The organism is Rhodobacter sp. 24-YEA-8, from assembly GCF_900105075.1.
In the GTDB taxonomy this organism is placed as follows: Bacteria; Pseudomonadota; Alphaproteobacteria; order Rhodobacterales; family Rhodobacteraceae; genus Pseudogemmobacter.
The window spans coordinates 1-22470 of the sequence record NZ_FNSK01000003.1 but is presented as its reverse complement, the minus strand read 5'-3'; the positions used below and the strand labels follow the sequence as shown (position 1 = coordinate 22470).

Annotated in this window: 12 protein-coding genes and 2 pseudogenes; 6 read left to right on the top strand and 8 right to left on the bottom strand. The window is 60.2% G+C overall.

Going from position 1 to position 22470, the window contains the following annotated elements:
• Positions 1-176: 176 nt before the first annotated feature.
• From BLW25_RS19120 to nikE, 7 genes and pseudogenes are all read right to left on the bottom strand, one after another.
• Positions 177-1355 (bottom strand): annotated as a pseudogene (locus BLW25_RS19120) (IS3 family transposase).
• Between the two features lie 134 nt (positions 1356-1489).
• Positions 1490-2271: pseudogene (locus BLW25_RS19115) on the bottom strand (IS5 family transposase).
• 344 nt (positions 2272-2615) lie between these two features.
• Positions 2616-4130: an OLD family protein gene (locus BLW25_RS19110; protein ID WP_092903158.1), complete on the bottom strand. Its 1515-nt coding sequence runs from the start codon at positions 4128-4130 to the stop codon at positions 2616-2618.
• 1 nt (position 4131) lies between these two features.
• Positions 4132-8166 carry an Eco57I restriction-modification methylase domain-containing protein gene (locus BLW25_RS19105; RefSeq protein ID WP_092903156.1) on the bottom strand — a complete coding sequence of 1345 codons (4035 nt, stop codon included), beginning with the start codon at positions 8164-8166 and terminating at the stop codon, positions 4132-4134.
• A gap of 7 nt (positions 8167-8173) precedes the next feature.
• Positions 8174-11440, bottom strand: coding sequence for a helicase-related protein (locus BLW25_RS19100; protein ID WP_216279430.1), 3267 nt, complete (start codon positions 11438-11440; stop codon positions 8174-8176).
• Between the two features lie 37 nt (positions 11441-11477).
• A complete protein-coding gene (locus BLW25_RS19095) occupies positions 11478-11684 on the bottom strand; it encodes a type II toxin-antitoxin system Phd/YefM family antitoxin (protein WP_092903154.1) in 207 nt (68 codons plus the stop codon).
• 710 nt (positions 11685-12394) lie between these two features.
• The gene (nikE, locus tag BLW25_RS19090; protein WP_171909652.1) at positions 12395-13984 is read right to left on the bottom strand and encodes a nickel ABC transporter ATP-binding protein NikE; all 1590 of its coding nucleotides are present in this window, start codon (positions 13982-13984) and stop codon (positions 12395-12397) included.
• 182 nt (positions 13985-14166) lie between these two features.
• Between nikE and BLW25_RS19085 the strand changes: the two genes are divergently transcribed.
• Genes BLW25_RS19085 through BLW25_RS19060 form a run of 6 tightly spaced genes read left to right on the top strand, consistent with a single transcriptional unit; the run spans position 14167 to position 20780 of the window.
• Positions 14167-15504, top strand: coding sequence for an LLM class flavin-dependent oxidoreductase (locus tag BLW25_RS19085; RefSeq protein ID WP_092903551.1), 1338 nt, complete (start codon positions 14167-14169; stop codon positions 15502-15504).
• Positions 15505-15527: 23 nt separating this feature from the next.
• A complete protein-coding gene (locus BLW25_RS19080) occupies positions 15528-17201 on the top strand; it encodes an ABC transporter substrate-binding protein (protein WP_092903150.1) in 1674 nt (557 codons plus the stop codon).
• 45 nt (positions 17202-17246) lie between these two features.
• On the top strand, positions 17247-18203 hold the full coding sequence (locus BLW25_RS19075) for an ABC transporter permease (protein ID WP_092903149.1): 957 nt from the start codon (positions 17247-17249) through the stop codon (positions 18201-18203).
• On the top strand, positions 18200-19009 hold the full coding sequence (locus BLW25_RS19070) for an ABC transporter permease (protein ID WP_092903147.1): 810 nt from the start codon (positions 18200-18202) through the stop codon (positions 19007-19009). The genes BLW25_RS19075 and BLW25_RS19070 overlap by 4 nt, the downstream gene beginning before the upstream one ends.
• A gap of 8 nt (positions 19010-19017) precedes the next feature.
• Positions 19018-19968 carry a fatty acid desaturase gene (locus tag BLW25_RS19065; RefSeq protein WP_092903145.1) on the top strand — a complete coding sequence of 317 codons (951 nt, stop codon included), beginning with the start codon at positions 19018-19020 and terminating at the stop codon, positions 19966-19968.
• Positions 19965-20780 (top strand): PhnD/SsuA/transferrin family substrate-binding protein, encoded by an 816-nt coding sequence (locus BLW25_RS19060; RefSeq protein WP_092903143.1) that lies wholly within the window; start codon positions 19965-19967, stop codon positions 20778-20780. The genes BLW25_RS19065 and BLW25_RS19060 overlap by 4 nt, the downstream gene beginning before the upstream one ends.
• A 232-nt stretch (positions 20781-21012) precedes the next feature.
• On the opposite strand, the gene BLW25_RS19055 is transcribed toward BLW25_RS19060, so the two are convergent.
• Positions 21013-22470, bottom strand: a 1458-nt coding sequence (locus tag BLW25_RS19055; protein ID WP_143040565.1) for an aldehyde dehydrogenase (NADP(+)), incomplete at its 5' end; no start/stop codon positions are given.

Below are 22470 nucleotides of genomic sequence, written 5' to 3'. Positions count from 1 at the left end.
CCGGCGGACCTTTTATGAGAATGCCGGAACTCTCTTCTGCCCAGAATGAACACACAACCCAAAGAACGGCTATTATAAAGTTTGTCTCGCCAGAAAGTTGAATCTGGACAGAAATCTGATCTCTGCCATGCTCTCGCTGCCAGTCGAAAGATTCGTTTTGAATAGCCCCGAGTTTCTTAGACGCCTTCGCGTCTCATCTTCTGCTGCCGTTCGAACTCGGCGGGCGACAGCATCCCGTTTCTCGCATGCTTGCGCTTCGGGTTGTAGAACATCTCGATGTAATCGAACACGTCCTGCCTTGCGTCTTCGCGGGTCCGGTAGGTCCTGCGTCTGATCCGCTCGCGCTTGAGCAGGTTGAAGAAGCTTTCGGCGACTGCGTTGTCGTGGCAGTTGCCGCGGCGGCTCATCGAATGCTCAAGATTGTGGGCGCGCAGAAACGCAGCCCAATCCATGCTGGTGAACTGACTGCCCTGGTCCGAATGGATCAGCACCTTGTTCTTCGGCTTGCGTCGCCAGACAGCCATGAGCAAGGCCTGCAAGACGACATCTGTCGTCTGACGGCTTTGCATCGCCCAGCCGACCACACGCCGGGAATAGAGGTCGATGACAACGGCAAGATAGGCAAAACCTTCCTGCGTCCGAATGTAGGTGATGTCGGTCACCCACACCCAGTCTGGTGCTTCGACGTCGAACTGCCGGTCGAGGCCTCGCCGGTTCTCTCGAACCGGTGGCGTTCACCGGCTCGATGTCGACCACGACCGATGGCTTGCCGCCATAGCTGCTGGGGCGGCGCTTATAGCCGATCTCCGCCTTGATCCCCGCAAGCTGTGCAAGCCGGGCAACCCGGTTCGGGCAGATGCTTTCACCTTGATCAATCAGGTCATCGTGAAGTTTGCGATAGCCGTAGACCTTCCCGCTCTCGGTCCAGGCCTTGTGCAGCAGCTCAGTTTGGCGCCTGTCTTCCTGAGCGCGCACGCTCATTGGAGCCTGTAGCCAGGCATAGAACCCGCTTGGCTGGATGCGCAGGCAGCGACACATTGCCCGGACAGAAAATTGCCTCCGATGCTCGGCCACAAACGCGTATCTCACTTTGCATCCCTGGCGAAATACGCGGTGGCTTTTTTTAGGATGTCGCGCTCCTCGGAAACCCGTGCCAGCTCCCGCTTCAACAGGCGGATCTCGGCATCCTTCTCGGTCTCGCCTGATGCCGTCTTCGCGAACTTGCGCTTCCAGGCATAGAGCGAGTGCTTGCTCACCCCGAGCCGTTCAGAAACCTCGCTGACCGGGTAGCCCCGCTCCGTGATCTGAGCGACCGCATCGCGCTTGAAGTCGTCGCTGAAAGTGGCTGTGCCCATCATGGCCTCCTTGCCTCAAAATTAGCAAAGAAGGCGTCCACGAAACATGGGGCTATTCATTTCAAGGCCAGCAGTTATCAATCTCGGTTATGGCATTTGGGCCATTGATGGCCCTGAAGCCCTACCGATCTAGGTCATGTTGACAAATGGCGGATCCATAGCCTGATGCAGGCAATGTCTATGACACCTAGGAAGCTGTCTGCGGTCTTGTCGTAGCGGGTTGCCAGCCTGCGACTGTTCTTAAGCTTGTTGAAGCACCGCTCGACCATGTTGCGTAGCGTGTAGATCGTCATGTCGACCGCCTTGCGCAGCTTGCGGTTCTTTCGCATCGGTATCATCGGAAGAGCATTGCGGCTCTCGATGTCTTCCCGAATTTTATCAGAGTCATAGCCCCTGTCCGCGACAAGAACGGCGGGCTGTGGCAGATTGTCAGCCATCACCAGATCGTAGCCGGTGTAGTCTGAATCCTGTCCGGGCGTGATTTCGGTTCTCATGGGGAGGCCAGCGCCGTTGACGCGGAGGTGGATCTTGGTCGAGAACCCACCTCTTGAACGGCCAAAAGCCTCTTTCGGAGTCCCCCTTTTGCGCCCGCCGCATGATGATGGGCACGGATCACGGTGCTGTCGACCATCTGCAGTTTGTCTGGCGCAATCCCCGCGTGGTTCAGCGCGTCCAGGATATCCTCCCACAGTCCGGCCAGAGTCCAGCGCCGGAACTGGCGATAGACCGAGGACCACTTGCCGAACTCTTCAGGCAGATCCCGCCACGGCGCGCCTGTTCGCGCTATCCAGAAAATTCCATTCAGAACAATACGATGATTGGATGGCTTGCGCCCATTCGGGTGTCGGACGGCACAAATGAACCCCTCGAAGAAGGCCCACTCATCATCGGATATCAGGTTGCGTGCCAAGTTCATCTCCCACGTAGAGATGAGCTTGAATCACAGGGCATCGATCAGTGGAATCCCTTTTGTCAACACGTCCTAGTCTCAAGCTTGCCCTCCTGTTGTCAACGCATGATCGCGCGGCGGGTTTGCAGCCGATAGAGCTGACCCATCTATGGATTGAGGTTTGAGGCGGATCAGATAGACAACTCCGAAGCTGTGGTTGAAACCTATCTGAAGGGCCTGTGGTTCACCCAGCCCATTATCGAAGCTCTGCCATGGTGCCATTGCGACGATGAGCTGCTCTTGGTCTTTCATCCAGCTGCGATCGGAGACGGTAGTTGAAGGACCAAGAGCAGGTCAAGTGGACAACGCAATCAGTCGGCTCGCAGTGCTGCTATTAAGGCCTCAACTGCGTTAATAGCAGCCGTCACTTCGGCTTCATTTAGCGAAGTCGTTGGGTCGTGAGACAGCGGGTTAAGGATCCTGGTTTGGTGCGGAGTGATCGCCGCCAGCGCATCGAGCTTAGCTTGATTCCCGATAAAGTTATCCTCAAGGCCCTTCTTTAGTCTCTCGAACATGATCTTCTTGGGGTCGGAATTATACGGAAACTTCACGCCTTTCTTTTCGCACTGTTTGCGCAACAATAGCTCGCAAGCAGATCGCGCGTAGTTTGCAGCGGCTGGTAAATGCTTCTGGGCAATAAAGGCACGAGCCTGCTGAAGCGTGGCCACCACGATGTCGGCCTCCACCGATCTTATCAGAGGCGTCGCCTCGCCCGTCACAGCGACACTTTCGTACATCTCATGACAGGTCCAAAGATCGGTTGGGATTGCCGCGCGCACGACCTCGAACCAATGGCGGTCGTGGGTAAGCAGCACGATCTGCCAGTCCGAGAAGTGGTTCGCCAACACGGCCAGCAGTGGACGTCGGTTGGCATAGTCAAGGCCGACCAACACATCGTCGAGCACCAGCAGCTTGAGCGCGGCCGATGGTGCCGAGGGCACGCAAGCAAGGCGGCCAGCCAGGTAGAAGGCCAGCGCGAGCGCAGAGAGTCGCGCTTCATTCAAGAAATGCTGAGGCTGCTCGGGATAATGGCCGCGAAATTTGAGGCGAAGGAACAACTCGCGCCCTGTGAACCCGCGAATCGACTTGAGGCGCGCACTGTTGTACGCGACCGTTCCCCGCTCGAAGAGTTCCAGCTCCATTTCAGGGTGACCCAGATCAGTCAGCAATGTGTTGACGTGAGGGTGCAGTGCGTCGAGGGCCGCCTGAAAGCCTGAGTTGAAGGCGTCACAAGCAGCCTGAACCGGTGGGAGATGAATGCCGCTTCGGAGGTGCTTGAATGGTTTTGTGCGCTCGACCCCTGCCCAACGCTCACCCAAGGTCGCACCCGAAGTCGCGTCTGCAAAGTCGGCAAGCAGCGTCTCGACGGCGAGGCTGAACAGGTTTGGGCGGCGTTGGCCGTGAAAGGCGTTAGTTTCCAGCAACGCGTGATAGTCGAGAAATGAGCTGCGCAGCGCCGCCATCGCCACACGCGGGTCGGCCGTCGGCAGGCCGGGGTGGCGCGCTTCGGTCCATTCCAGCGCCGCATTCCCGTCGTTGAAAGTGACGGTGATGCGGGGGGTAAGGGATGGATCTAGCGGATGGACATGCGCGTTGGTCATGAGCGCGTTGCGATTGGGCCGCCGCGCAAACAGGTCGCGCAGCGCCTTGTAGATCGAGGATTTGCCAGCGCCGTTTTCGCCGTAAACGATAAGATTCCGGCCGGCGACCGAAATCTCCTGCTCGGCGCTAAACGCGCGATAAGACCGCAGTGCGATGGTTTCGATCCTGAGCGGTGGGAGCAGCGGCGCACCGGCTGCTGCCACTTCCCCGGCTGCTACTGTCATCTCAGGTACGCCCCTCGATGATCCTAACCGCGTCGATCGACTGCAGGTCAAAGAGCGTGGCATAAAGCGGGTGCGCAGGGTCGGCGAGGCAGCGAGACCAGCTGTTGGCGGCGTGCGCAAGCGCTTCGCCTTTCAACCCTTCCAGTTTCATCAACCCAGCCTCCCGTGCGACGGCAAAGGGGTGCAGATTTTGTGCGTGCAGTTCATCGGCGAAGAAAAGTTCATAGACAAAGGCGTTGATCAGGGCTTCGAGGCGGATGTTTTGTTCAAGCATGGCGTGAAGGGCGTCAGCGATCAAATTCATGGTGGCCATGTTGTTTTCAGCTACTTTAGGCACAGGGACCTTCTTCATGACATCGGAAAATGCTCGGAGATAGCCGCCCCTGATACTGTTTGAGATCCGACTATAAAACCAATGAAATACTGAGCTATTCAGATACACGGTGAGCCATTTCGCCTCAGTAGGAATGAAATACGTCGTATTTCCAGCAAAATAGCCGACCTCATCCCAAACGAACGAGGGCCGCTCAAATATATCAGGGTATAGGATCTTAGTTGTCTCGAACTCTCGCCAATACGAAATGCTGTCCTGTATCTCATACCACTTATAGGGTCCGGATTTGCGCCCTTTCCAAGCGCCGTCGCGCTTATCGTTCCAATTGCGTGGCTTCGGCTCGAGTTGGGTGCGAAACATCTCCAAATGGGCCTTGATGGCCGAAAAGTGGTCGATGTTGATGCCATGTCGCGTGAAGATTAGCCACTTATCCGCCGGTTCCGCTTTCCAGCGCTTTACATCGCGCCCACGCAAGAAGGGCTTGATGATCTCCTCGCTTTTTGGATCGGCGGCGATCAGTTCTGCACGCTTGGCGCCGTCGATCACGAAGGCGTCGTTTAGGCCGGTCTTAATGCCATAGTAGAAACGCCCTTTGCACCACTCCCCCAGCGGTGTTCCCGCTGCGCATAGCCGCGCGACCAAGTTGCGCTCGGCTTGCGGCTCTAAATGCCAGCCGCCCGCCGACAGCTCGGCCTGCGGCATTGCGAAAGCCTCGGCGGCGAAGCGTTCGGGGAAACGGCGGACCGAATCATTCGGATCCTCCCCATCAACTGGAACCCAGTTAAGCGACTGGATGGTCTCGCTCGGTCCAGGCTTGCCAGGCGATGTTTTGCGTGTGCCAACAAGGATGGTGGGATAGGCAATCGCCTCGAAAACGGGGGCGTCGCCGAAGTCGATGATCTTCAGGATGCGTGCGTTGGTACTGAGCCACTCGCGCAGACCCTTGCCATAGCCGGCCCGATACCACTTGTTCGAGGTGATGAAGGCAAGCGCACCGGATGGTTTCAGCAACCGCAGCGCCCGCTCATAGAAATATACATAGATGTCGGCCGTGCCGACGAAGGTCTTGTAGTCCGCCTTGAGCTGGGCCTTTGCGATGACCGGCTTGTCGTTCACGCGGAAGCTCTCAATCTTTTCCTGCCGGATGTAAGGCGGATTGGCGAAGGCGATGTCGAACCAGCCCTCGTTGACCGAAGCATCCAGCCCGAACATCCATTCGCCGTCAAAGAAGGGCGCGAACGCGTTGGGATCGAAGGGATCCCATGCCGCAAGTTTCCGTGCGTCCTCGCTGACAAAGGCATGGTCGCGCGTCACCTCTTCGGCGATTTCTGCGCGCAGCTGCTTGATCCTGCGCTGTTCCCGCCGTTTGGCCGCACCATTGGCGGCGGCAAAGAAGGCACGGTTGGCCTCGCGCAGCGCCCGCTGTTTCTTGAGCAAATCTTGGCTGACCAGCCCCGTCTGACCGCTGCGATGTAGCGGCGTCAGTGTATTGGCGGCGACAAACTTAGCTTCAAGGTTGGGCAGCGGTGTGATCCCCCGATTGGGGCGCGTGGGGTCTTCTTTCTGTTCGACTGCAAGGCTGATGAAGCAGCGCAGCTTGGCAATCTGCACGGCGATCGGCTGAATGTCCACGCCATGCAGGCATCGTTCGATCAGGAACAGCTTGCGGGTGTAGTCCTTTTCATGACCGCTTTCGAACTTGGCATCGAACTCTGCCAGCGCCTCCTCGGCCTTCTCGAACTCGGCCGCGCGTTCATTGACGGCTGGGATAGCGTCGGCGTCTGCGAGTCGCCGCTCATAGTAGAGCCGGTTGCGTGCCCGCCACTTCTGCCCGCCCGGATCCAGCACGTCGAGCATGTGCACCAGCTTTTGCAGCAGACCGAGAGGGAAGGCACCCGATCCAACGGCTGGGTCGATGGCCTTGCAGCTTTCGATGGCGGCGATCAGTGCATCCACCTGGGCCGGGCTGAATTCGTGCTCACGACTTGCAAAGCTGAGAAGGTGGCGCAGACGCTGCTCATCTTTGCCCCCAGTCGCTGCGGATTGCGCAGAGGGAGGGCTTTCCAGATCCAGTTCACTTGGGGCAGTGGCAAGATCGAACCCCCGCTGGCGCGGTTTGCCGCCGTTCAGGTCAAGTTCACTCGGGAGATTCGGCAAAAGCCAGGCGACGAGCGCCTCGTCCACCATGAAATCGACCACCTCTCGCGGGGTGTAAAAACTCCCCGACTTACTTCGCGCGGTTGTCGCGGTATCTTCGTTGTAGGAAGCGAGTAGGTTCTCGAACACCTTGCCCAGCAGTTCGGGATCGAGTGCAGCCTCCTCCTCCAAAGGCGTATTTTCTTCGACGGTGAACTTGTAGCGCTCGAAAAGGTCGATCAGGCCCGGGACATCGCGCGGCGCCTTGGCCTTCTCGAACCAGCCAGAAAGATCGATCCCTTTCGCGCCGCCGAAGAAGAGGGCGTTCGGCAGTCGCGGCTGCTTGTCGGTCTGGTCGGAAAAGCCATCGATGCGGAGGATCAGCCGCCCGCGTTCCCGCTCGCCATTCCCGGCGCGCGGATCATCACTGGCAATCTCAGTGTCTAGGCATTCGAAGAGGCCGCCGTTGAGGAACGGCACATCGGCGAAGGCTTCCAACGCACAGTTAGGATCGGCGAACAGTGCCGCGTGACGATAGACGTGGTGGCCTAGATAGTCCTTCGACTGCCCACCCTCATCGTGCCGCCAGCGCCGATCAGACATTTCGGTGTTGAGAGTGGCAAAGAACAGGTTCTGGAGGACGGCAGGATAGTAGCCGTGGCCTCCGGGAGATGCCGCAGGCGGCTCCTTCAGGAGCTTCGCGAGCACGGGCCCATCGAAAAGCGCCTCGGGAACCAGACCCTTTTCCTTGATGAACCAGACGAACATGAGGCGCGTGAGCAGGCGGATCAGCGCGATTTCCTTAGCACCCTCACCATTGCCCTGTCCCTTCGGGAAGGCGACCGGCGCGCTCGTGCTCGCCCAAGCGAACCAGTTGGCCAATTCCTCGTAGAAACGCTTGTTGAGTTCGGTCGCCGAGAGCGCCTCTAGCCAGAGGTCGTAGAGCGCGCGGAAATCCGAGGGAGCCTTGCGCCGGGCGAGTGCAGGGAATGACAGGTCGGCTAGGATTTCCACATGAGCCCGATGAGGTCGGGCAAGGCTGATGTCCTTGACCAGACTGATCCGCCCGCCGACGACGTCACGCGAGGGATCGCGCCGGTTAGCTCTGCGGTCGATGACGGTCAGCGTCGCACGCCTGTTGTGGCGCAACAATACGATCGCAGGCATGGCGAACCCACGATTAAGCTCCCGTACGATCGCCACAAGCTGCCTGCGCGACCAGTTTCCATCATTCAGATCGATCGCGATAAAAACAAATGAGTCGATGGCTCCGCGCTGGAAACTCTCTCCGGTTTCAGGATCCGCGCCTCGCGAAAGAGCCGGAAATTCATCACCGGTGAGCTGAAAAAGAAAGTGCACCGCGCGCCATCGATGCGTGTCGATACGCGTTGCATCCAAGCCGAGTGCGTCGAGAAAATGAGCAGGTGCGCTCGGCGCGTCCAATGTCTTCGGGCTGCGGTAGCCCATGACATCAAGCAGTTGCCGACCTGCTCCAGCGAGATCGACGTCGGCTAGCCCTGAAACTGCGTCTCGGATCTGAGAGAGACGTTCTGCTGAGTGACTCATTCTTCCCTCAAGTCGGCCTGATGATGAGCCAAGTAATGAGATCGTAGTCCAGGCTGACCCGCGCCTGTGCAATTCCGTCAGGCACACGGGCTCCGCGAGAGCCTGTCAGTGCAGTCAAGGTACGGGCAGCTGAAGTCTCTCCGATCGAAGTAACCGCAGCACGTATCAACTCATCGTAACGATCCATCTTCTCACCGTGGTCTGTCTCGTCGTCAAAAGCATTGCAGAGCGCCTCGAACGGCTCCCCTCGACCCAAGCACAGCGCACGAAAGGCGTCCAAGATTGGCTTGGGTTGACCAAAGCCTAAACGAACCGTCCCGTCGTCCTTCACATAGACCAGATAGTGGGGATCAAGAGGGTTGATTTTCGCCTGTTCCGGGTTCGGATCAGGTGGACGGCGACGAAGACAGAAGATGACGCCCGGCTCCAGGGAACCTCCCTCGAATACGTTCGGAACGACCGCGTGTAGTCCGAGCGGCGCATCGCGTAATACCTGCTCGTTAGTGCGAGCAAAACCGAGAAGGTCTGCGCGAAAATCGTCGAGTGCGAAATCGGACAGCGTCACGCCGCCTCCGGTTTCCTCTAGGTCAAAGACCTCGTCTTTCAGTCGCAAGAGTTGATCGTCGCGCCAGCGCGCGTCGAAATCGGCACCGGTGCGAGCGTTGAGCAAATCGTCGTCGCCCGTGGCCGAGAGATCAACCAATGCCATGCGGGACTCAACGCGATCTTTGAGGTGCAAGTATTTGTTCAAGTCCTCGGTCGGCCAAAAGTTGACCATCTGTATCGTGGTGTTGCGACTACCAATACGGTCGATCCGTCCAAAGCGTTGGATGAGGCGGACTGGATTCCAGTGAATGTCCACATTCACCAGCAGATCAGCATCCTGGAGATTCTGGCCTTCGGAAATGCAATCAGTTGCGATCAGCAAATCAATTTCACCGTTGGCCTCGGCACCGCGCATCGCGGAACGGCGTTTGGCACGCGGTGCAAAATTAACTAACGCATCCTGAAATCGTGCTCGACCGAAGGTCGCCTTACATTCATCGCCCGTCACCAAGGCTGCGTGTAGCCCGCATTCGCGGGCGACGGGGAGTAATTCCTCATACAGATAGCGGGCTGTATCAGTGAACGCGGTGAAGAGGATGATCTTTCGGTTTCTTTCACCATCTTGGTTTATCGTGGGCTCATGCGCCTTAGTCCGAATGATTTCCTTGAGCCGTGACAACTTCGCGTCGCGATCTGGCGACACATTTCGCGCCTCTGTGGTCAGCGCGATAATGCGGTCACGATCACGTGTTAGCGCCGACTTCCACGCCGATCGATCAATGTGCGAAAGCTTGTACTTCAAAGCGCCGCCGACCTCGAAAGCTTCTTCCAATTCATCGTCCAGTTCAGTCTCGTCAGGGACGGGCGTGTCAAAGGCTGCGGTCGTATCGAAGACCTCAATATCCCTGAGCCGCTGATCAATGCGAGCGATCATTCGATCCATAGTCAGACGGAATGAGCTTACTGAGCTTTCCAGCCGCTTCAGGAAACCGACCTTCATCATCGCAATTAGGTACTTTTCGCGATTGGCCTGGTCAAAATTCCCCCCCTTATCATAGAAGGAGCGAAACTCGGGCAGCACGAATGTCAGTGGACCGTAGAGTGCAAGCTCCAGTTTACTGATTGCGGAATCCACCTCCTCAAAGGCCGGAAAGCCGCCCAGAATATCAATGTTGGCGAAAATAGATTCCGGTGCCGTGCGCCTTGGAAACCCACCAATCTTTTCCATGGACCCAGCGTAGTGGCGTTCGACGTGCTTTCGCGAACGCGCAATGGTCACGCCGTCGAGCAGGCCGAACAGAGCTGGTGGCAGTTTGTTTAGCAGTTCTCCGGCATCTCGGCTGCCGCTCTTCGCCCAGTCGGCAAAGCGACGTCTTGCGCCACCGATCAGCGCGCCAAGGTTCGGGACGCCGAGTTCTTTGAATCCGTCGATTTTGTCGGCGGAGATCAGGTCGAGTTGGGCTTTGAGATCACTAAGATCGTTGTTCACAGGGGTAGCCGATAGCAGAAGAACCTTTGTCGAGATCCCTGCCTTAACCACCTCGTCCATCAGCCGTTCATATCGGCTGCGTCGCCCACCGACCGTCTTGTTCCGGGCTGCGCTTCGGAAGTTGTGAGATTCGTCAATGACGACCAGATCGTAGTTGCCCCATTCGATACGCGAGAGATCAATATCACCGACCTTGCCCTTCTCACGCGAAAGATCGGTATGAGACAGAACAGTATAGCCGAATCTGTCTTCCCGAAGCGGGTTCATCTCGCTGTTATTGACTGCGAGGTAGTCAGTCCAGTTCTCACGAAGTTTTTTTGGGCAAAGCACAAGCACGTTCTTGTTGCGCTTCTCGAACCACTTGATGACCGCCAGCGCGGTGAACGTCTTGCCTAAGCCCACGCTGTCAGCAAGGATACACCCGCCATGCTTTTCGATTTTTCCGAGCACCGCGCGCAAACCATCGCGCTGGAAGTCGAACAAGTTGCGCCAAATTGCAGTTTGCTCGAACGCAGTTTGCTGAATCAGTGCGTCTTCAGCCGCCTGGTCGCTAATGTAGTCGCCGAAAACGTGGAGCAGAGTCTTGAAGTATACAAACTCTGGAGTCGCGTGAGCGTAGCTGGCCTGGAGGGCGCGAAGTACTTCCTCTCGCACGTCTTCGGTAAGTACGGTGTCGTTCCATAGCTCGTCAAACCAAGCGAGGAGATCCTCTCGGTCACGATCACTGTCGACAATCAAGTTGAGTTCGATGTTTGGCGAGTCACCCAGCCCAAGCCCGTTGATCGTGAAGTTTGAACTACCAAGCAGCGCATGCGGACGTCGACCATCGTCAACATGAATGAGCTTACCATGCAGCAAACCCGAGCGTTTTACCGACCGTATTTCGACGCGATCTTTGATCCAACGGGCGCATCGTAGAGCGGCCGATCGCTGGCGGATTTGTTCGTTCAAGCGTAGTCCGGACTCATCGAACGAAAAAGCTGGAGGAATAAGATCTGCATTGTCGGCGTCTTTCAAGAACCTAGGCTCACCAAACAAGAAACGCATGTGTCCAACGCTATCAAGCGTTTCGCGTAGACGATCATAGGCGAAGGTCGTGAAATAGGCAGAAACAACAGACAGTCGACTAGCCGGAACTGCGCGTTCAATGATGAAGTCCCGAACAGCCCCCCTGCTGCGGTTATCCTTGATCCCTGAGCGTCCCGCTTTCACGTCCACTTCTAATTCCATTTCATTCATTCTACGTGCTACGCTTCCGCAAAGACGGCCCGGGGCCCTAGTGGGTGCCACCCTTGGCGTCGATGCTATTCGACGGCGCAAAACCTCCGCCACCAGCCCTCAAAGAGAGCTTTTCAAACTGCTCCAACGAGATGACCACCACAACGCCACGTCCGTGTTTTTCAATCAGCACCGGCTCCGCACGCGCGGTGTCGATTAGAAGGCCAAACCCGTTCTTTGCTTCTCGCGCCGACATCGTCTTCATCTTCAAGCCCCGCTGAAACGAAGTTGAGCCATTTAGGACGAAATGGCTCCTTCTCGCAATGATTACTTGGGGGCCACTAGGTTGCGATGCGTGCCAAAATCACGATGCAAGGTGCCAGACCATCGGTACGCTGCTATCCATGAAAGCTCCGCCCAGAAGATCGGCTGGCGCCATGCGAACGTATTGCGGACCTTCCTGAGGGAGGCTTCCCGCCTCGCCATCCGTCGGATGTGCCTTGCCTAGTGGCATGAGAGGATGCGGGCGTCAGGATTGACATAGCTGAATAGCGGTTCACTAGCCGAGCCCGCCCCGCCCATCTTTATAACCTGGGTTGCGTGCAGGTCGAGTGCTGACCCCTTCAGCGATCTTTTAGGCCCGGCACACGCTTGCATCTCCGCGCGCTGGTTGAGCTATCGCTTTCTCGGCCTGCTGCTACTGCTCTGCCGCACCACCTTCAGGCCGCTTGCCGCCCGACACGGATCGCGGGCACGGTGATTGCTGCGCCGCGCATGAGTGTCTGCTTTCTCAAAGTTCCCTGCGTCTGCCATGCCGCACCGCCGTCAGGCGGCTCTCCGCCCTTTGCGAGCTTGCAGGCGTTTCGATGGCGCTATTTGCTACCGACAGCGGGTTTGGCCATGCAAGTCGTTGGCGAAGCGGTTGCTTTTGCCGCATGATGTTCTGAGCGAGTTTGAATGTGCAGTGGTGTGTCATCAGTAAATCGACCTGCCAGCTTCGATCAGTGCGCGCGTATAGGGCTCGCGCGGTGCGTTCAGCACCTGGTTTTGCGGACCCTTTTCAACGATCTTGCCGTCTTTGAGAACGACCAGGTCATCGGCCATGCCGGGCAGGATGCTCAGATCATGGGTGATCAGCAGGAAGGCCACCTGTTCACGGCGCTGCAATTCTTGCAACAGGGAGAGCACTTCTTTTTGCACCGTCGCATCCAGCGCCGAGGTCGGCTCGTCCAATACGACAAGCTTTGGCGAGGAGGCGAAGGCGCGGGCAATTGCCACCCGCTGCTTCTGCCCGCCCGAAAGCCCCGCCGGGTAGCGCGATGCCAGCTCAGGCGGCAGCCGGACCAGATCGAACAGCGCCCGCATCCGCGCTCCGGGGTCGGGTGCTCCGGCAAGGTACGACGCCCGTTTCAGGATGTCACCGACCCGATGCGCGGGGTTCAGCGTCGCATCGGGGGACTGGAAGACCATGCGCACAAGGTTGCGCTGTGCGAGGCTGCGGGCTGCCCCCGCTGCGGGAAGATCGCTGCCCGCCATCTCGATCCGGCCGTGTTGCAGATCATGGATGCCGCAGATCAGCTTGCCGATCGTTGACTTTCCCGAGCCGGATTCGCCGATCAGCCCCAGGCAGCGCCCTGGTGCGATGTCAAAGCTGATCTCTTGCAATACGGAAGTGCTGGCGTTGCGGAAACGGTGCCCAAGGCCGCTCACGCGCAAAAGGGCGGGGGAGGAAACCGCAGCCGTCTCCCTGACTGAAACCGGGGCCAGCGCGCTGGCCAGAAGATGGCGGGTATAGTCATGCGCGGGGGTTTCGGTCAGGTGCCGGACGCTGCCGGTTTCAAGGATCTCGCCGCCGCGCATCACCGCGATCCGGTCAGCAAAGCCGCTGACGAGGTGAATATCGTGGCTGATCAGCAGATAGGCGGTACCGCGCCGCTGTTGCAGATCGGCCAGGAGCTCAAGGATCTGGCGCTGCACCGTGACATCCAGCGCGGTGGTCGGCTCGTCGAGCACGATCAGGTCAGGCTCTGGTGCCAGTGCGATGGCGATGGCCACCCGCTGTTGCATGCCCCCCGAAAGCTGATGCGGATAGAGCCCTGCCACCCGGCCGGGGTTCTGGATCTGCACCTCTCCCAGCAGCGCCAGAGCGCGCGCATGCGAGGCGGCGCGGGAGAGACCCAGCACATGGCGCGAAACCTCAGTCAGCTGCGCACCAATGGTCATTGCGGGGTTCAGGGACGTGCCGGGATGCTGGCTGACCGCCGTGATCCGCCTGCCCCGCAACGCCCTGAGCGTGGCCGGGCGCAGCGCCATCAGATCCTGCCCCATCAGGTGCATGCCCCGCGCCTCGCGCCGCGCACCATTGGGCAGGTAGTCCAGCACCGCCAGCGCAGCCGTGCTTTTGCCACTGCCCGATTCCCCGACCAGCGCCAGCGTCTCTCCGGCGGCGAGGCTGAACGAGATGTCTTTCAGCGCCGCGACAGGTCCGGACACTGTCGGATAGCTGACCGAAAGCCCGCACACCTCCAGCACTGGCCCCATATCCTGGCCCGTACCTGACGCCATGTCCGACCCCGGCGCGGTCCGGCCCCGGGCGGCAAATGATTCCCCCGAAGCAGAAGGAATTTCCCTTTCCAGCACGGACACACGCATCGCTTTCCCTTTTCCTGCCTCGACAGAGAATAGACTACAAGTTCAGTCGTGATTAAAACCTGGACTGAGAAAATACTCAATCGAAAGCTGTGATCTTGTCCCGAAGACTTCTCCTCGCTGGCTTTTTCTACAATCCGCAGGGCAATCACCGGATTTCCTGGCGCCATGCTGATGCGCCAACAGCCGAGGTCTATGGGCTGGATTACTACGCCCGTCTCGCGCGTGAGGCCGAGGCGGCGAAGCTGGATTTCATCTTTGTGGCCGATCACCTAGCGGTCTGGACCGAGGCGAAATCCTCGCTTCGCCATTATGCCAATACCCGGCTGGAGCCGATCACCCTGCTGAGCGCGCTTTCGGCGCTGACGCAGGAAATCGGCCTCGTTTCGACGGCCTCTTCCTCTTATTCCGAGCCCTATAATCTTGCGCGCCAGTTCGCCTCCTGGGATCATATCAGCGGCGGACGGGCGGCGATCAATGTCGTGACTTCGGCCATGGCGAGCGAAGCGCAGAATTACGGCCATGCGGATGTTTTCCGCCATGCCGACCGCTATCGCCGCGCCGATGAATTCGTGCGGGTTCTGCGCGATCTGTGGGACAGCTGGGAAGATGATGCCCTGCTGTTCGACCATGAAAGCGGCGAGATCGCCGCCCCCGCAAAGGTGCATGAGCTGCGCCACGAGGGCGAGTTCTTCCGGGTGCGCGGGCCGCTTAACGTGCCGCGCCCGCCGCAGGGCCATTTGCCGGTATTTCAGGCCGGATCCTCTGAGGATGGCAAGAATTTCGTGGCGGAACATGTGGATGTGCAATTCGTCTCGCTGCGCACCATCGAAGAGGGCCTGGCATATCGCGCCGATATGGACGCAAGACTGTCCGCGCGGGGCCGCAGGCCTGAAAGCCTGAAGATCCTCCATGGCATTCAGCCGGTGGTTGCCGCCAGCCAGGACGAGGCGCGTGAGAAATTCGCGGCGCTGCAGGCCCTGCAGCCCGACAGGCTGTCGATTGATCTTCTGTCCACCTGGTCGGGGCTGGATCTGAACGGTGTCGATCCCGATGGTCCATTGCCCGAATTGCCCGCCGCCGAGGGGTACAAGGGCGTCCAGACCACATTGGAACGGGTGCGCCACCATGCACAAAAGGGCCTGAGCGTGATCGAGATCGCACGGCTTATGTCCGCCGGTGGCGAGATGCACTTTGTCGGTGGCACCCCCGGCCAGATCGCCGATGAAATCGAGGCCTGGTTCACCTCGGGCGCGGTGGACGGGTTCAATCTGATGTTCCCGCATCTGCCCGGCGACTGGAGCGATTTCACCCGGCTGGTCGTGCCCGAACTGCAACGCCGCGGCCTGTTTCAAACCGAGTATGGGCCGGGCACCTTCCGCGACCGCCTTGGTCTCGCCCCTGCCGAAAACCGTTTTCGCGCCACTGCGCGCTGACCCGCTTCACAAAGGTAACCACAATGACCCGCAATACCCGCCTCACTGCCCCACTGATCGCGCGCCTGCGTGACGCATTCGGTCGCGATACCCGCGCCGATCTGTGGAATGTCGCGCTGGATGAACATGCCAAGGGCTATCTCGACCGCCGCAACCTGCTGAAATACGCGGGCGCGCTCGGGATCGGGTCGGCGCTTGGCGTGACTGGCCTGCTCGGCAGCACGGTCCCGGCGCTGGCCGAGGGCAAGCCCGGCGGCACCATTCGCGTGGGCCTTGGCCAGCCGACGGCGGCGTTCAATCCGGTGCTGCTGACCGACAGTTCTTCGATCGGGGTGCTGAGCCAGGTTGGTGAGTATCTTATCCTGGATGACCCGGAAAACGGCCTCGTCCCGCAGCTTGCTTTGTCCTGGGAGGCCAATGAAGATCTTTCTGAATGGGTCTTCAATTTGCGCCCCGGCGTGAAATTCCATGACGGGCGCGAGGTGACCTCGGCCGATGTTGTCGCGACCTTCGAGCGGCTGGCAGATCCGGATAACGGCTCTTCGGCGCTGTCGGCCTTCCGGGGGCTCCTGTCCAAAGGGGCGACCTCGGCGAAAGATCCGCTGACGGTGGTGTTCCGCCCCGATGTGCCCAATGCGAATTTCCCCTATTACGTTTCTTCCAGCGTGGTGGCGACCATCATCCTGCCCGCTGATCATGCCGGCGATTACGAGCAAAGCTTCATCGGCACCGGCCCGTTCCGCTTTGACAGCTATCAGCCGCAGCGGGGCATCAGCTTTGTCCGCAATGAAGATTACTGGGGCGAAAAAGCGCTGCCTGACCGGGTAGAGATCCGCTTTTACGATGACCAGCAGGCGCAGTTTCTCGCGCTGAAATCAGGCGAGGTTGATGTTATCCCCGAGGTCAACAGCCTGACTTCGACCGTCGAGCAGGATCCGACGCTCAGGGTGCTGGCGGTTGACAGCACTCGCAATGATACCATCCACCTGCGCACCGACAGTGCTGAATTCAAAGACGCCCGCATCCGCCGGGCCTTTGCCCTGGCCATCGATCGTGATGCGGTGGTGGACGGGCTTTACAAAGGCCGCGCGATCAAGGGCAACGATTCCATCTTCGCGCCGATCTATGCCTCCAGCGACCCCGGCGTGCCGCAAAGGAATCGCGATCTGACCGAGGCAAAGCGGCTTTTGGGTGAGGCGGGGGTCCCCAATGGGTTCAAGGTGACACTGACCACTGAACGCGCCTATTCGATCCCGGAATATTCCGTCTTGCTGCAAAACCAGCTGAAAGAGGCGGGGATCGAGATCGAGTTGAACCTGATCCCGCAGGATGCCTATTACGGCAAGGCGGTGTTCGGGGAATCGCCCTGGCTGGATTCGACGCTCGGTATCACCGATTATGGCCATCGTGGCACGCCGGATCTCATCCTGAACGCAACCCTGCGCAGTGACGGGGCGTGGAATTCGGCACAGTTCAAAAGCGCCGAATATGACGCGCTGCTGGTCGATTATGCGAAAGCGCGCGACCTTGCGGCACAGCGTGAGGCGGCGGGTAAAATCCAGCGCCTGCTGCTGGAGGAAACCCCGGCGATCATCACCTATTTCAACAAGTTCATCCGCTTCTCCAGCCGCCGTGTGGAGGGGGTGCGCTTCACGGCGATCTCGCATCTGCTGCTCGCGCGCGCATGGGTGGCCTGACGGAACGGGGGGCCTCGGCCCCCCCAACGCTGGTTTTTTCGGTAAATGCTGCTTCGGACGTTCCTGCTGCGCAGGCTGACCACGACCCTTGTGACCCTGTTTCTCGCGAGCCTGCTGGTTTTCGCGGCCTGCCAGCTTTTGCCCGGCGATATCGGTCGGGCGGTGCTCGGGCCGTTTGCCGCGCCCGAGGCGGTGGCGGCACTGAATGCAAGGCTGGGCACCGATCAGCCGGCGCATCTGCAATATCTGCGCTGGTTCGGCGGGCTGTTCGAGGGATCCCTCGGCGTCTCGCTTTCGCATGGCCAGCCGGTGGCGCCGATGCTTTGGGCGGCGATGGCACAATCGGCGCAGCTGGCGCTGGTGGTGGTTGGGCTGCTGGTTCCGCTGGCCATGGCGGCAGGAATATGGGCGGGGCTCCGAAAGGGAAAGCTGATTGACCGGGTGATCCTTCTGACCGGCATCTCGCTTGCAACGGTGCCGGATTTCGTCACTGCGCTGCTTCTGGTGATCCTGTTCAGCCTCTGGCTGGGCTGGCTGCCGGTCTCGGGCCCGCCCGACGGCGCGGGCGCGGCCGAGACACTGCGCCACCTGATCCTGCCTGCACTGCCCCTGGTGATCAACCTGCTTGGCTATATCGCCCGCATCGTGCGCGCCGGCGTAATCCGCGCCAGTGAGGCCGATTTCACCCGCGCTGCGATCCTGAAGGGCCTGCCGTTCCGCATCGTGCTTTTGCGCCATATCCTGCCCAATGCGCTGGCCCCGGCGGTTGCGGTTCTGGCAACGCAGATCTCGAACCTTCTCGGCGGGATCGTGGTGATCGAGGCGCTTTTCAACATCCAGGGGCTGGGCGCATTGGTGGCGCAGGCGGCAAAGGGCCGTGATTATCCGACGTTGCAGGCGGGCGTGCTGGCTATGGTCGTGATTTACGCCGTGGTCACATTGCTTGGGGATCTCTTGCAACTGATCCTCGATCCGCGGCAGCGCGAAAGGCCAGGCGGATGACACGCTCCCGCGCCTCGCGCGCCCCTTTGATCATCGGCCTCGTGATCCTTGCCTTCTGGCTGTTCTGCGCATTCTTTGCCGGGGTGATCGCACCGCAGGATGCCTATGCCGACAATATCCTGCGCACGATGGAGCCTCCCTCGGCTGAGTTCTGGTTCGGCACCGATATGCTGGGCCGCGATGTGTTCTCGCGCGTGTTGACCGGCGCGCGCCCGATCCTGACCACCGCGCCGCCCGCAACCCTGGCCGGAGTGGCGCTTGGAGTGATCCTCGGGCTGGTGCTTGGCTATCTCGGGGGCTGGGCCGATGCGGTGTTCAGCCGGATCCTTGATACATTGCTGGCCATGCCGCTGATCGTGACGGCTATGCTGGTTCTGACAACGCTGGGCGGCTCGCCGCTGACGGTGACGCTGGTGATCACGGTGATCTACACACCCCTTGTCGCGCGCACCATTCGCGCCGCCGTCCGGGTCGAGGCGGCCAAAGACTATGCCATTTCAGCGCGGATCTGCGGTGAATCCGCCTTTGGTGTGATGTTTCGCGAGATCTTGCCCAATATCCGCCAGGTCGTGCTGATCGAGGCGATGACGCGCCTTGGCTATGCGTTTTTCACCATTTCGACGCTGAGCTTTCTGGGCCTCGGGCTGCAACCTCCCTCGACCGACTGGGGGCTTGCGGTGGCCGACTCCTATGGGCTGCTGACGGCGGGCATCTGGTGGGTGGCGACTTTCCCCGCCTTGGCGATTGTGTCGCTGGTGATCTCCAGCAACCTGATCGCCGAGGGGCTTGGCGCATTCGATGACTGAGAGGCCTCATGACCACATTGCCTGATCTGCCGCGCGCAAGCCGGGTGCCGCCGCCGTTCGAATGGCCGACATGGGGCTTGCTGACCTTGTGCTACGGGCTCTGGCTCTGGGCCGGGTTCTGGCTTTATCCGCTGGCGCCCTGGCTGGCGCTGATTGTCATCGGGGTCACTGTCGCGCTGCATTCTTCTTTGCAGCATGAGGTGCTGCATGGCCACCCAACCCGAAATGCGCGGCTCAACGAGGCGCTGGTCTGGCTGCCGATCGGGATCTTTTACCCCTATCGCAGCTATAAGCTGACCCATTTGCAGCATCATAATGATGAGCGCCTGACCGACCCGCATGATGATCCCGAAAGCTATTACATCGCCCTGTTCGACTGGCTCGGGATGCCGCGCCTCCTGCGGGCGGCGCGGATCGCGAATAATACGCTGATCGGGCGGGTGGTGATCGGGCCCTGGTTTGCGGTGACAGGCTTTACCCTGGCCGAGATGCGCCGCATCGCGGCGGGGGATTCCAGGATCCGCAACGCCTGGGCGCATCATCTTGCAGGTCTCGTGCCGGTGCTGGCCTTCATCCAGTTTGGTATGGGGATCCCGGCCTGGCTTTATGTGCTGGTCCCGGGCTGGATCGGGCTGGGTCTACTGGCGATCCGCACCTATTGCGAACATCAATGGGCCGAAGATCCGAACGGCCGCACGATCATCGTCGAGCGCTCGGTTCTGGCGCCGCTGTTTCTTTACAACAACCTGCATTTTGTGCATCACAAATTGCCGCGTGTGCCCTGGTATCGGCTGCCCGCCACCTATCGCGCGGCGCGCGGCGACTGGGCGCGGCTGAATGGGGGCTATGTATTTCCCAGCTATTTCAGCATCCTGCGGCGCTTCGCTTGGAAAGTGAAAGAGCCGGTTCCGCATCCGCGCTGGCGTCGAAACCAAGACGGGAAAGGGGACGCGCCATGAGCCTTGTGGTTTCTTTCGGCATGTATGACTGGCCCGAGGCCCAGGCGGCGAATGACGCGGCCTGGGCTGACATCCGGCCCGTTTTGCATGCCGCTGGTCTTGCGGCCCCGGCCCGGCTTGTCCGTCGCAACCGCGATTTGCCACCTGTGCCAGGCGGGATCCGGGGCCCCGGGGGGCGGTTGCTGGCCCCTGATCCGGCGCAGCTTGCCCCCGATGATCTGGATTTCACGGCGGTCTGGCACCATCCGGCGCTGCTGCTTGCCGAGATCTGCCATGGGGTGCTGGACCACAATTCCTTCCCGGGGCGCGAACGTGTGGGTCAGCTGGATTACGACGGTATCGACGGCTGCAGCGGCGCGGCCTATTCCAGCGCCCTGATTTGCCGCCCCGAAAATGCCGCCCGTATGCGCGATGCGCGCGCCCGCAGTTTTGCCGATCTGGTCATGGCGTTTAATTCCGAAGACTCGCTTTCGGGCATCATGGCGCTGCGCGATGATCTCGCGCAGCAGGGCCGTGCGCTTGCAGATGAGGCGAGGCTAATCGCCACAGGCAGTCATCGCCAGTCGGTGCGGGCTGTGATCACAGGAAGCGCAGATTTCGCCTCGATCGATGCCAGATCCTGGAGCCTCGCCCGTGACTTCGAGCCAGGCGCGGCCAGGCTGACGGTATTTGGGTTCACCCGAAAGCGCACTGGGATAGCGTTGATTGCTCCCAGTTCCTTCGCTTCCACCATACGCGAGGCATTGAAAGGATTGCGCAATCGCCGGGGAAAAGGTCCGTTTGGGGTGCAAAAGGCGGGCGACACAGGATGAAAACAGGGGCCTTGTAGCTCTGGCTGGCCGGGGCCTCGTCCAATGATGGCTCACCCTGGTCTTTCACCAGACTCCGCGGGATGCCTTTGGCCTGCCTGACCCGCCGCGAGCTTATAGCGCTACTCTGACGGCGGGCCTTCGATGCGTTTTGTTCATGTCTCAAGGATGACCTAACTCGGTCACCTGTCCCAAGAGCAAAGGCCTTGCACAATGTACGGAAACCACAGAAATGCTAAGCCATATAGGCTGTTAGCGCCTCCGGGATATTCTGCAGCGAAAGCGGTCGCAGGAAGCGGCGGATCGCCATGGTTCCGACCGAAGTTGCGCCGAAATTCGTCGAGGCGGGCCAGGGGCCGCCATGGACCATGGCGCCCACAACCTCGACGCCTGTGGGGAAGCCATTGGCGAGGATCCGCCCCGCCTTGCGTTCCAGCACCGGCAGCAGGGCTCTGACGGTTTCGCCGTCAGGGACGTCCATATGCAGCGTTGCGGTCAGCTGGCCCTCGAAGCATTCGGCAAGCTGAAGCATCTCTTCGGTCGAGCCGACGCGCACCACCAGACCGACCGGGCCGAACACCTCTTCCGAGAGGCTGTGATCGGCGAGGAAATCAGCTCCACTGACTTCATAGAGGCAGGCGCCGGCCTCGCGGCCCTCACGGATGTCCTCATGCAGGATGCGGACAGAGGGGTGGTCGTGGAAATGGCGGATGCCGGAGCGGCAGGCATCGGCAATGCCAGTGGTCAGCATCGCCTGCGGTTCGGCTTTGGCCAAAGCGGCAACCGCTGCCGCGGTCAGGACGTCCGCCGCCGCGCCATCGATCACAATCGCGATGCCGGGATTGGTGCAGAACTGGCCGGCCCCCATGGTCAGAGAGCCGGCCCAGCCGGTGCCGATCTCTGCGGCGCGGGTCGAGGCTGCGGCAGGCAGAATGAACATCGGGTTGACCGAGCCAAGCTCACCGAAGAAGGGGATCGGATCCGGGCGCTGCGCGCAAAGGTCGAAAAGGGCGCGTCCGCCGGCAAGCGATCCGGTGAAGCCGACCGCCTTGATCTGCGGATGCTGCACCAGGGTCGAGCCGACATCGCGGCGTCCGCCCTGGATCAGGTTGAAAATCCCGGGATTGAGGCCGCAGGCCGTGATCGCCGACAGGATGGCTTCGGCGATGATTTCGGCCGTGCCCGGATGGGCCGAATGGCCTTTCACGACGACCGGACAACCGGCGGCCAGCGCCGCTGCGGTGTCGCCGCCTGCGGTCGAAAAGGCGAGCGGGAAGTTTGAGGCACCGAAGACCGCGACCGGGCCGACCGGGCGCTGAACAAGGCGGATCTCGGGGCGCGGTGCCGGTTTGCGATCCGGTTGGGCGGCGTCATAGCGCAGGTCCAGATGCTCGCCAGAGCGGATATGCGCCGCGAAAAGCAGCAATTGCCCGACTGTCCGGCCGCGTTCGCCTTCAAGTCGGGCGGCAGGCAGGCCGGTTTCACGGCTGCCGATTTCGGTGATCGCCTCCGCCCTTGACTCGATTTCTTCGGCGATCTTTTCAAGGAAGGCGGCGCGGGTCTCGCGCGAGGTGCCGGCATAGGCCTGGAAGGCGGCGCCTGCGGCTTTGGCCGCCTGATCGACCAGCGCGACGGTTCCGACCGAGAAGCTCTGCGCCGGGCCGGAAACCGGCTCATTGCTGAATTTTGCTTC